The following is an 11811-nucleotide window of genomic DNA, read 5'->3' as shown; positions in this document are numbered from 1 at the left end:
ATCTATGGAACTGCTTGCTTATTTAATAATCGGTGCGGTAGCCGGCTTTGCTGCCGGTCTGTTCGGAGTAGGCGGCGGTTTAATTGTTGTTCCTATACTCTATATAGTCTTTATGCATGCGGGCTATGGTGAGGCTGTCACCATGCATCTTGCGCTTGGCACATCCTTAGCCACTATTATGGTTACATCAGTCAGTTCCATGCTGGCTCATAATAAAAATCATGCAGTGCTCTGGCCGGTGGTAGGACGGTTAACTCCCGGACTTGTATTTGGCTCATTCGCAGGTGCGGCTATTGCCGATGCTTTATCCGGTCAGAAATTGCAACTGGTTATCGGTATTTTTACTTTGTTTGTTGGCGGCAATATGCTTCGCAGTGCCCGGGTAAAATCCAGCAGACAGAACAGACCGTTAATTAATCCATGCTGGCACTGGTGTGCAGGTGTTGTTATTGGCTTGGCATCTGCTTTATTTGGTATCGGAGGCGGAAGTTTAACAGTGCCTTATCTGAATCGAAGCGGAATAGCAATGCAACAGGCAGTAGGATCCTCCGCTGCATGTGGTTTGCCGATTGCGATTGCTGGGGCATTAGGCTTTATATTCTTTGGAGCGCATGAACACATTGATATAGCTCATACCATTGGTTATGTTCATATTTACGCATTTATTGGTATAAGTATTATGAGCTTTATCACTGCCAAACAGGGTGCTAAAGTAGCTCATCGGCTTTCACCGACAATGCTGAAACAATGTTTTGCCTGTTTACTATTATTCATGAGTATATATTTTTTAAGCAAAGCACTATTCTTATAAATTTGTAGCAAAATAAGAGAAAATAATGGCTTTACAAATTCAAGTGATACCAGTAACACCATTTCAACAAAATGCAGCATTGCTTTGGGATGATGTCAGCAGGGAAGCTGTACTAACTGATGTTGGCGGAGAGGCTGAACGTTTATTATCTGCAGTCAGCCAGCACCAGCTTAAACTGCAGGCTATCTGGTTAACACATGGACATCTTGATCATGCCAGTGGTGTAGCCGATTTAACTGAGCAGCAAAGTGTCCCTGTGTTGGGGCCGCATCAGTCTGATGATTATTGGTTGCAGGCATTACCTGAAATTACCGCTAATTATGGTTTTCCGGTTAGTAAACCACTTACTCCCACAAGCTGGTTGGAAGATGGCGATGAATTATCCGTTGGTGAACATAAATTTATTGTTTATCACATACCCGGTCATACGCCCGGTCATGTTGTGTTTTACAATCAGGAAAATAATTTATTGATTGCTGGTGATGTTTTATTCCGTGAATCTATCGGCCGTACTGATTTTCCAGGCGGAAATCATGCTGATTTAATTCATGGGATTCAAAGTAAACTACTAACTTTGCCAGATAGTACTCGTGTTTTGCCGGGGCATGGTCCTATGACTACTATCGGTCATGAGAAACTGCATAATCCATATTTACGCTAATCAGGCTTGCATTTAACTGACAAAGAGTTCAAATTTATCCTGCAAAACCTGATTATTGAAGCTTTAATGCAAATATGCAGAATTATATATTCTGAATTGAACCAGATCATTCAGTTTGCCAATTGGCTTTTGAATCAGGCACAAACTAAGTTCTGATAATCTCTTTTTAGTTTAATTATATGTACAAGCAGTACTAAGTATCTGTTACGTTTTTATTCCATGGCGCAACTGTTATTAATAACAGCATACCGGGTAATGCCAGAAAGAAGCATAACCAGAAAAAATTGACGTAGCCCAGCCAGTTAATCAGATAACCGGTTGTTGCATTAATCAAAGTTCTTGGTACTGCTGCCAGACTGGTAAATAATGCCAGTTGTGTGGCAGTAAAAGCAGGATTGGTTTCACGTGCCATATAAGCCACAAAAGCAACCGTACCCAGACCCACACCAATTGCTTCAACGCCAATAACGGTTGCCAGCATTAACTGCTGCTTTAAACCGATTACGGCAAAAGGTCCCTGACTTGCCAGCCAGACAAATCCCAATATAGAAAAAACCTGTACCAGCCCGAATAGCCATAAAGCACGATTAATACCTAATTTAATCATCCAGATCCCGCCCAGAATGCCAGCAATAATTGTTGGCCACAAACCGGCATTTTTAGCAATCAGACCGATATCTTTATTACTGAAGCCCATAGCTTGATAAAAAGGTGTAGCCAGTGCAGTAGCCATACTGTCACCCAGTTTATACAAAAAAATAAAACACAGTATCAGCAACGCACTTTCAACACCTTTACGATTAAAAAATTCATTAAAAGGCTCAGTAACTGTTTGTTTAAAAGATTTATGAGTAATTACCGGAAGTTTGGGTTCTTGTGCCAGAAAGAGCGTCATAAATAGACCAGGAAGCATAAATAATGCGGTAATGGCGAATACTGTCGACCATGGATATGTGTCAGCCAGAATCAATGATAAGGAACCCGGTACAAGTGCGGCAATACGATAGGCATAAACATGAATCGTATTACCTAATCCTAACTCATTATCCTGCAATATTTCACGCCGGAAAGCATCCAGAACAATATCCTGACTGGCCGCAAAAAAGGCTACGAACACAGACAGGATTTTTATAGTTGTCATATTCTGATTAGGATTAAGCCCGATGTAACCGAGTAAAGTCAGCAATAATGCAACTTGTGTGATAAGCATCCAGCCACGCCGTCTCCCCAGCCATGGTAATTTAACTGAATCCATCAATGGGGACCATAAAAATTTCCAGGTAAAAGGCAGGCCGATAATGGAAAATAAACCAATAGTAGCCAAATCTATATGTTCACTACTTAACCATGCCGGAATCAGATTAATCAGAAAATATAACGGCAAACCGGAGCTGAAACCTGTAAATATACATATCAGCATATGTCGGCTAAAAATTCTGCGTAATAATGGAACAGATGATTGAGAATCAGTTTGAGTCATTCGGATACAATCCAGCATCAAATGATATATGCCTGAAAGACTACATAAATATTAATTATTTATGTAATTGGCAAGATGGTTAAAAATACTGTCTGTCAACAGCTCTTGTAAGTTAGTTTATAATTTAAGTTGCTGATATATACTTAAACAAAATCATATTTAAATCATCAATACATTAAAATAAATGGCGAACTTTTTTCAAAGTGAATCAGGAATAGACAGCGTTAGTTCTTCCTCGTCGTCTTCTGAGATTTGATAATGTTCTGGTAAAATTTTACCGCTTTGTACACCTAATTGACGTAATTTATTGGCTTTACTTACCAGATTACCACGTCCGTTTACTAATTGCCCCATTGCTTTCTGAAATTGTCCCTGAGCCTGATCCAGATTTTTACCTACACCTTCAAGCGTATTCACAAAACCAACAAATTTGTCATATAGTTTGCCGCCTTCTTTGGCTATAGCCAAAGCATTCTGGTTTTGCTGTTCATTACGCCAGATATGCGCAATTGTACGTAATGTCGCCAGTAAGGTGCTGGGTCCGACCAGCATAATCCGTTTCTGAAAACAATCATCAAAAAGCTGATTATCCTGTTGCAAGGCAAGTAAGTATGCAGGTTCAACCGGAATAAACATGAACACAAAATCCAGTGTATTTAACCCGTCAATTTCATCATAGCTTTTAGCTGAAAGATCCTTAATATGCTGGCGTACCGACTGAATATGGGCTGCCAGTGCTTTGGTCGCAGAACCGGGATCTGTTGCCTGAGTATAGCGTACATAAGCAGTTAACGAAGTTTTGGCATCAATAACTATCTGTTTATTCTCCGGTAAATTCACCAGAACATCCGGTTGCAGCCGGCGCTGCCGGCCATCCTCATCAATAACAGTAGAGGATGCCTGTAAAACATATTCACGCCCCTTATGTAAACCTGAATTTTCCAGCACTTTTTCCAGAATCATTTCGCCCCAGTTACCCTGATTTTTATTCTGGGTACCAGTTAATGCATCTGTAAGTGCTTTAGCATCATTGTGCAGCTGCGCATTTAACTGCTGTAAATGTTTCAGTTCAGTTTCAAGAGTAGTGCGCTCTTTAGCTTCTTTTTCATAAGTATTTTGTACAAGCTGACTAAATCCCTGCATACGTTCATGTAAGGGAGTTAATAACTGATTAAGACTGGTTTGATTCTGTTCACTGAAACGTTTACTTTTTTCTTCAAGTATATCATTGGCCAGTGATTTAAACTGATCAATCAGACTAACACGGGCTTCATTAAGCAAAGTCAGCTTTTCATCATAAGTTTCACGTTCATGCTTTAACTGTGTAGTCAGACGGCTATTTTCCACACGCACATGATTTAATTCTTCCTGTACCTTTAGAAACTCTTCTTCACGCAAATGCCATTCCTCACTACGTAACTGCCAGTCTTGTAGTTGCTGTTCTGCTGCTGCCAGTTGGGTAGAAACAGACCGGCACATTTGCTGTTCCCGCTCTAAAGCACTCTGAGTATCGGTTAATTGAGCATTAACAGCTTCGGCTGCACTTAAACGTTTATGTACGATCTGTAACTCTTGGCGGCAATTACAAAGCTCAGCATTATAATTCTGATTGATTTGGTGTAGATTATTTACTTCTGCCTGGATTCGACTTAGATCATTTTGGGCTTCAGATAAGAGAATATGTCCGGCTTGGCGTTCCTTTAGTAACTTTTGATAAGATATTAAATAAACCAAAAAAGATATTAATAAAAGTAAAATAATCCAAACAAGCCATATACCTAAAGGAACAGCCATCATAATAAGTTTATACCGAACAAACTGAATCACAGAAGATGTAATAGTATCACGCCTGAATTTTCACAGGAACTATTTAAAATCATTCCCGGAAACCATTTATCCAAGCAGTATCGAACGATGAATTAATTGTAGTTCAAATGATAAAGTTAATGGTATTGTTAAAATAAAATAAAGGTCTTAACCTAATATATATCGTTTAAAATGTGCGAAATCTGGTGCCTGAGCATCTTTAACTGTTTGGCTAACTACCATATCAGAGCTTATAGGCCATGTAATGGCTAGCTCAGAATCATTCCATAACAGACAACGCTCACATTCTTTTGAATAAAAATCAGTAGTTTTATATAAAACCTGAGTATTGTTTTCCAGAGCGATAAAACCATGCGCATAGCCTGCTGGTATCCAGAACTGACGATGATTTTCTGCAGAAAGTTCTATTCCGTACCATTGACCGAACATAGCAGAGTATGGTCGTATATCAACAGCTACATCCCAGGCACGTCCCTGAATTACTCTAATTAGTTTACCTTGTTCATGTGGAGTAGTTTGATAATGCAAACCGCGAATCACCCCTTTGTGTGATAGTGAATGATTATCCTGAACAAAAACAGGACAGGGATGTTTACGAGTCTGAAGAGCCTGTTCAAATTGATATTGATTGAAACTTTCCATAAACCAGCCCCGATTGTCTGAAAAGATATCGGGTTCAAAAATTAATAAATCATCAAACGGAGTATCAATAATATTCATAATCAATATACAATTGCGAGCATACTAAAAATTTTAACTATTTTATATATATAGAGAATACATATATTAAAGTGTGAAAATTTACTATTTAATAGTTATTGAGATACCAGTTAACAGTTTTATATAATGATGAATAAAATGACTCTAAGGGTTTCCAGCCTAATTCACCTTCAATTTTAGATCTGTCTAATGCATATCGCACATCATGACCAGGTCGGTCATTTATGAAAGTAATTAATTGTTTATAATCGCCAGGTCGTTTTAGTGCAAGAATATCACAGATCATTTGAATAATTTCAAGATTCTGGTATTGATTATTTCCGCATATATTGTAGGTTTCACCAATTCGTCCTTTTGTGACTACCAGATAAAGGGCACGTACATGATCTTCCACATACAGCCAGTCACGTATTTGTTTACCATCACCATATACTTCAATCGGCATATTGCGTATAGCATTTAAAATGGTCAGGGGAATTAATTTTTCCGGATATTGATACGGACCAAAATTATTAGTGCAATTTGTAATAATAACTGGTAATCCATATGTTCGATGCCAGGCTCTTACCAGATGATCTGCACTTGCCTTACTGGCAGAGTAAGGTGAACTAGGTCTGTAGGGCGATAGTTCTGTACAAAAGTCATTTGGATGTTCTATATCACCATAGACCTCATCAGTTGATATATGGTGAAATCGGAAAGCCTCTTTATGAATTGAATCAAGTTGTTGCCAATAATTCAAAACCATTTCCAGCAATGTATATGTACCGATAATATTGGTTTTAATAAACGTTTCTGGTGTATTAATAGAACGATCAACGTGGCTTTCAGCTGCGAAATGCATCACAATATCTGGTCTGAAAGATTTGATAATGGTAGCTAATTCAGTCTGATTACAAATATCAGTTTGACAGAATTGGTAACGAGGACTATTTGAGACAGTTTTCAATGAATCAATATTTGCAGCATAAGTAAGTTTATCGATATTCAATACGGAATGATTGGTTTGATTAATCAAGAATTTAATCATTGTTGAACCAATAAAACCGGTTCCACCTGTAATCAAAAAATTCATAACAAGTCTCTAAATAATTGAATTTTATTAAAATGTATTATAATTTACAAAAAATTTATATGTAAGATTTAAGTTTATGTTATAAACTATTAAGTATCTTTGTATATGGTTATTTATGATAATCTATGTCGGATTTTTGGTAAAATAACAGGCTTTTAACAAAATGATTAATATTGTACTATGTGGTGGTCAGGGCACTCGCCTGTGGCCAATCAGCAGAAATTCACAGCCTAAACAATATATTCCTCTAGTTGACGGTCAGTCATTATTTCAGAAAACGGTACATTACAATCAAAGATCATGTGATTCCTTTTATTTTATTACAAATACAGATCAGTATTTTTTAGCTAAAGAGCAATTAAGTTATTTAAATGTAAAAAATTATAAATTTTTAATTGAGCCTGTAGGACGGAACACTGCGCCGGCAATCACCTTGGCTTGTTTAGATTTAAATGAAAATGACATTGTTTTAGTTACTCCATCAGATCACCTCATTACTCAGCAACAAAATTATCAGGCTATATTAGAGGTTGCCAAGAAAACTGCAGAAGAAAATTTTCTGGTCACTATAGGCATTACTCCTACTTCCCCAGAGACGGGTTACGGTTATATTGAGTGCGAATCAATTAAAAATGAAGTTTTGGATGTAATTAAATTTCATGAAAAACCAAATGCTCAAACAGCTTTGCAATATATATCTTCAGGAAAATTTTTCTGGAATGCCGGTATATTTTGTTTTAAAGCAGGAGTATTTCTTAAGGAATTAAGACAGTATGCCCCCGAGATTTTGGACGCTTGTATAAAGGCTTACAGCAATATAGATAGGGATGAATCTGGTAATGAAAATCGTGTGCAGCTTAATGATATGCAAAATATACCGGAAAATAGTATCGATTATGCTGTATTAGAGCACTCAAAACTAATCCAAATGATCCCTGCACAAATTGGATGGACAGATTTAGGCTGTTTTGATGCGTTAGATCAAATACTCCCCAAAGATGAACAAGGAAACACTAAAGAACAAAAATTTATTGGTTTAAATAGTCATAATAATATGGTATTGGGTTATGGTAGAACCATAGCAGCAATAGATGTAGATAACTGCATAATTGTAGATACGCCAGATGCCTTGTTAGTTGCAAATAAAGGATCATCACAAAAAGTTAAACAGATTATTAGTGAATTAGAAAAAAACAATCAGAAACTTTTACTTGAACATAAAACCATGTATAGACCATGGGGTAGTTATACAATTTTAGATGACGTAGAAGGATACAAAATTAAGCGTATTGAAGTAAAGCCAGGGAAACGGCTATCTTTACAACGCCATTGGCATCGAAGTGAACACTGGATAGTAGTGTCAGGCACGGCTACTGTGACAATAGGTGAAAATACATGTTTTCTTCGTCCTAATGAAAGCACTTATATACCTATGGGGGATGTTCACAGGTTAGCTAACGAAGGAAAAATTCCTGTTGTATTAATCGAAGCACAAGTGGGTGAATACACGGGAGAAGATGATATTGAACGATTAGATGATGATTTTAAAAGAAATTAATTTCAAAAAACTATTTTTGCTATATATATTATTAGTATTTTAATAAATAATAAAAAATATATATGAAAATTGATAAATTTTAAAAAATAATTATAGTAAAAAGATTAAATTATTATTTTTTATAAAAAAAAGTAAACTTTATTACAGAATAAAAAATAGATATACAATTTTAAGTATAATATTGAAAATATACTAAAATAAAATTAATATTAGTTTGTAATTTATTTTTTGGATTAAATTAAATTTCGTATTATGTCAATAAAAAAATATCAATTTAAACTGAATACTGGTCGACACTCGTTTAATCTACCTTTTGTATCTTCAGGTAATTCAATACCTAAAATTATTTATCAAACTTATAAAAGTTGGAGTGATTTAAAGTCAGAGTGGCGAGAGAATATAAATCATATCCGTGAATTGAACCCGACATGGAGTTATCGATTTTTTGACGATAAAGCAGTTGAAGATTTTATTCTAAAGGAATATGGTGAAAAAATATTAAATGTATATTTATCTATTTCGCCGCAATTAGGCCCTGCTCGAGCAGATTTGTTTAGGTATCTACTTTTATATAAAACAGGTGGTGTTTATTTAGATATTAAATCAACGCTTACTAAACCATTAGATAGTGTATTGTATCCAGAAGATGTTTTCATACTTTCTCATTGGTATAAACAAGCACATCAGCCAAAAGAACTTGTCTATTTAAATTATCAGGAAGATATTCAGTGGGCTATACTTTCCGCATCTGGACATCCTTTTTTAAGGCAGGTAATAAACAATGTTTTAGGAAATTTACAAGTTTACAATCCATGGCTACACGGTGTTGGGAAGCGTGCGGTTTTACGAATAACAGGTCCATATGCCTACACTTGTGCAATAGAACCTATAAAAAAAGATTATCCTCATCGATTTGTAAATGTAACAGAAAAACTGGGAATTTTTTATTCAATGTATGAAATAACAAATCATTCTTCATCTGTTCTCCCTTGTGTGGTACATACATTAAACAAAAATCATTATTCGCATAGCAGGCAACTTGTTGTTAATAGAAATAAATTTAGTTTTAATCTGTATAAAATTTTAAAATATCGATTTAGGTAATAAAATTCTTTGGTTACATTTATCCAATATTACATATGTGATTTGATTGACATCTCGTGCTGAATTTGAAATATTTAAATATGCTTTTCAAAGACTGGCGAAAGGAAAAAGATAAATTTTTGTACTTATTGTGCGGAAAAAGGGTTTATCGAATTAGCAGAAGATCCAATATTCAATGTAAAAAAACTATTATCAGTCTGATCTAATAGAAAATGTAAAAAGTATTCAATTATTTAATAGACCCTCTAAAAATGCTTTTTCAATCTTTAAAAAATTACGTAATAGTATATCTAAGCGAATTCATACGTTTCAGATTTATCTAAACAGGACAAAATATCCTTTTAAAGATGGTAATTATTTATATCAGCTGGGTTAGGTATTAAATTAAAAGTTTTTAATGAATTAAAAATAAGAAAGCAACAATTATTATTGAATGTAAGTCGTAAGTATTTTTGTTATGATATTATTTCTTAACATCCCTATCTTTGATAAAGAAAGAAAACCAATCTTTATTTTCTAATTACTTAGAATGTTCAGAAAAGGTTGCAAACTCTTTTTTTATAACTCTAATGATGTTGAATAAAAACTGAACAACTTCTTACGAATTCAAAAATTACACATCCCAACTGTTAAAATAGTACCTTTAGGGTGTCAATTATTAAATAATATTCAATTAAAGAGCGTTATTTCACAATGGAAAAATTTAATTGATCAGCCATTTATATTATATGTTTCCACTATTGAAATTAGGAAAAATTATCAGATACTAAATAAAGCTTATTTGGAATTGATGAAAAGAAATCTCCCTAATTTATCAAAATTAATCTTTATCGGCAGAAAAGGTTGGTTTTTAAATAATTCTATAAATCAATTAAATAATTAAATTAATATTAAAATATAATATTAATTATAGAAAATGTGCCCGATGGTTGTAAGTACCTCATAGTTAGTACAAAACTGACGAAGAAAATCATACTGCTTGTTTTAGGATTTTATATTCAATCGGCGTCATATTATTTAATGCCCCATGAGGCCTTTCGTTGATATAACTGGTTAGCCATTCTTTGGTTACCTTTCTGGCTTGTTCCAGATTATGAAAAAGATATAAATCTAGCACCTTTGTACTATAGGTGTGATTAAATAATCGTTCAATATACCCGTTTGGATATGGTCTGATTGGTTGAATATAATCTATGATTATACCATGTGGACTTTGTCCAGTTATAAAAGTATTTCGAGTGAATTCCGCTCCATTATCTACTCGTATTTTTATTGGATGACCATGATATTCGGCTAATTTATCCAGAAACGAGTAATCCTGCCAGTCGGCAAGCTGCCTGCAATATCAATGCCTAACACCTCACAATTTAAGTCATCTATCACATTGAAAGTTCTAAACCTGCGTTGATTGCGACTGTAGCTATTAATAAATCCATTGACCAATATTCACCTCGTTTAATGGGTGCTGATAGCCTTTCTGGGTTTCGTAGAGGAATGCGTTGTTTACGCTTTACCCTGAGATTAAGTTTTAATTGACAATACACTCGATAAACACGGTTATGATTCCATTTATAGCCGAACTTTCTGATGTGATTAAAACACTTGGGAAAGCCCCAACGTAAATGTCTGTCAGTGATAGCACTGAGTACTGACACAATCACCGAGTCATCCGATAATTTAGGTTGATAATAGTAAGCACAGCGGCTTAAGCCAACAATTGCGCAGCTCATAGCAATAGTAATAGGATGACTTTTTGTAATTGCACAGCACAAGTTTTACATGCTTTGGTAGGCACTATAGCTTTTTTATAATTTCCTCCTGGAGCTGATATTTTAAATTCAGCTCAGCAAATACTTGCTTAAATTTACGGTTTTTAGTTTCCAGTTTCTTTAAGCTTTCAATAACAGAGATTTACATAACACCCTATTTATCACGCCAATTATAGAAAGTTGAATTCACCATGCCATATTTACGGTAGAGTTCTTTTACGGGGATACCGGCTTCGGCTTCTTTTAAAATAGCTACGATCTAATGTTCAGTTATCTTTTTAATATTTAAATCTTCTGTGGGTTAATGAAGAAAATTTTCTACTTAGAGTTTGTACTATTTTAGGGGATAGTTACATAGTGAATTAATCCATTTTTATAAAAATTCTATTTTTACTTTATTTTCTTCTATTGTTGAAGGATATGAACTACCTGTAGTGGAAAGTTTAGCTTTTGGAAAATACTGCTTGGCTACAAATACATTATCTATTCCGAAATTGGCAAAAATTTTATTAATCACGTGGATCCTATCCTAATGATGCCAATGCATGGGCTGAAAAAATTGAATTTCTTTTAGCAAATCCAGAATAACTAGTTAATAAAGAAAAGTTTATAACAAAAAATTATTATGCAATTTATGGGTTGAAGCTGTACTGAAAAATTTAGTAAAATTTATAATCTAATATGAATATATTAATAATAATTATTAATTAAAGAAATCGTCTTTGTAAAATGTAGAAAAATTTGAAATTTTATATATTTGATTCATATAAATAGTGCAATAATGGGTAAATATTTAGTTTGTTTTT

The 11811-nt window shown here is 34.6% G+C and carries 11 protein-coding genes; 4 read left to right on the top strand and 7 right to left on the bottom strand.

The genetic code is table 11. From position 1 onward, the window contains the following. The first annotated feature begins 4 nt into the window (after positions 1-4). Both H3T84_RS07520 and H3T84_RS07515 read left to right on the top strand, forming a co-directional pair. On the top strand, positions 5-811 hold the full coding sequence (locus tag H3T84_RS07520; protein ID WP_037475020.1) for a sulfite exporter TauE/SafE family protein: 807 nt from the start codon (positions 5-7) through the stop codon (positions 809-811). 25 nt (positions 812-836) lie between these two features. After that, positions 837-1472: an MBL fold metallo-hydrolase gene (locus H3T84_RS07515; RefSeq protein WP_037475018.1), complete on the top strand. Its 636-nt coding sequence runs from the start codon at positions 837-839 to the stop codon at positions 1470-1472. A 193-nt stretch (positions 1473-1665) separates the two neighbouring features. Here H3T84_RS07515 and H3T84_RS07510 read toward each other — a convergent pair whose 3' ends face one another. The 4 genes from H3T84_RS07510 to rfbB form a co-directional block, all read right to left on the bottom strand. Beyond that, positions 1666-2952, bottom strand: a complete 1287-nt coding sequence (locus H3T84_RS07510; protein WP_041880062.1) for an AmpG family muropeptide MFS transporter — start codon at positions 2950-2952, stop codon at positions 1666-1668. A 198-nt stretch (positions 2953-3150) separates the two neighbouring features. After that, on the bottom strand, positions 3151-4746 hold the full coding sequence (gene rmuC, locus H3T84_RS07505; RefSeq protein ID WP_370524086.1) for a DNA recombination protein RmuC: 1596 nt from the start codon (positions 4744-4746) through the stop codon (positions 3151-3153). 180 nt (positions 4747-4926) lie between these two features. Next, positions 4927-5499 (bottom strand): dTDP-4-dehydrorhamnose 3,5-epimerase, encoded by a 573-nt coding sequence (gene rfbC, locus H3T84_RS07500; RefSeq protein ID WP_198218738.1) that lies wholly within the window; start codon positions 5497-5499, stop codon positions 4927-4929. Between the two features lie 88 nt (positions 5500-5587). After that, positions 5588-6574, bottom strand: a complete 987-nt coding sequence (gene rfbB / locus H3T84_RS07495; protein ID WP_198218737.1) for a dTDP-glucose 4,6-dehydratase — start codon at positions 6572-6574, stop codon at positions 5588-5590. Positions 6575-6737: 163 nt separating this feature from the next. On the opposite strand from rfbB, the gene H3T84_RS07490 reads away from it, so the two are divergent. After that, positions 6738-8132 carry a mannose-1-phosphate guanylyltransferase/mannose-6-phosphate isomerase gene (locus tag H3T84_RS07490; RefSeq protein WP_198218736.1) on the top strand — a complete coding sequence of 465 codons (1395 nt, stop codon included), beginning with the start codon at positions 6738-6740 and terminating at the stop codon, positions 8130-8132. Between the two features lie 252 nt (positions 8133-8384). After that, on the top strand, positions 8385-9236 hold the full coding sequence (locus tag H3T84_RS07485) for a glycosyltransferase family 32 protein (protein WP_198218735.1): 852 nt from the start codon (positions 8385-8387) through the stop codon (positions 9234-9236). Positions 9237-10206: 970 nt separating this feature from the next. Here the strand turns inward: H3T84_RS07485 and H3T84_RS12485 are convergent. The 3 genes from H3T84_RS12485 to H3T84_RS12475 form a co-directional block, all read right to left on the bottom strand. Further along, complete coding sequence (locus H3T84_RS12485; protein WP_370524085.1) at positions 10207-10431, bottom strand: transposase; 225 nt, start codon at positions 10429-10431, stop codon at positions 10207-10209. A 184-nt stretch (positions 10432-10615) separates the two neighbouring features. Continuing rightward, a complete protein-coding gene (locus tag H3T84_RS12480; RefSeq protein WP_370524083.1) occupies positions 10616-10966 on the bottom strand; it encodes an IS3 family transposase in 351 nt (116 codons plus the stop codon). A 193-nt stretch (positions 10967-11159) separates the two neighbouring features. After that, on the bottom strand, positions 11160-11255 hold the full coding sequence (locus tag H3T84_RS12475) for a hypothetical protein (protein WP_370524082.1): 96 nt from the start codon (positions 11253-11255) through the stop codon (positions 11160-11162). Between the last annotated feature and the right edge of the window lie 556 nt (positions 11256-11811).

Source organism: Snodgrassella sp. M0110 (genome assembly GCF_016101465.1).
Taxonomy (GTDB): domain Bacteria; phylum Pseudomonadota; class Gammaproteobacteria; order Burkholderiales; family Neisseriaceae; genus Snodgrassella; species Snodgrassella alvi.
This window is presented reverse-complemented; position numbering and strand designations above follow the sequence as displayed.

Excerpts from the sequence above, each read along its gene's own strand:
- rfbB (WP_198218737.1), bottom strand. The coding sequence starts at position 6,574 with ATGAATTTTTTGATTACAGGTGGAACCGGTTTTATTGGTTCAACAATG.
- H3T84_RS07485 (WP_198218735.1), top strand. The coding sequence starts at position 8,385 with ATGTCAATAAAAAAATATCAATTTAAACTGAATACTGGTCGACACTCG.
- H3T84_RS07515 (WP_037475018.1), top strand. The coding sequence starts at position 837 with ATGGCTTTACAAATTCAAGTGATACCAGTAACACCATTTCAACAAAAT.
- rfbC (WP_198218738.1), bottom strand. The coding sequence starts at position 5,499 with ATGAATATTATTGATACTCCGTTTGATGATTTATTAATTTTTGAACCC.
- rmuC (WP_370524086.1), bottom strand. The coding sequence starts at position 4,746 with ATGGCTGTTCCTTTAGGTATATGGCTTGTTTGGATTATTTTACTTTTA.
- H3T84_RS07490 (WP_198218736.1), top strand. The coding sequence starts at position 6,738 with ATGATTAATATTGTACTATGTGGTGGTCAGGGCACTCGCCTGTGGCCA.
- H3T84_RS12480 (WP_370524083.1), bottom strand. The coding sequence starts at position 10,966 with ATGAGCTGCGCAATTGTTGGCTTAAGCCGCTGTGCTTACTATTATCAA.
- H3T84_RS07510 (WP_041880062.1), bottom strand. The coding sequence starts at position 2,952 with ATGACTCAAACTGATTCTCAATCATCTGTTCCATTATTACGCAGAATT.
- H3T84_RS07520 (WP_037475020.1), top strand. The coding sequence starts at position 5 with ATGGAACTGCTTGCTTATTTAATAATCGGTGCGGTAGCCGGCTTTGCT.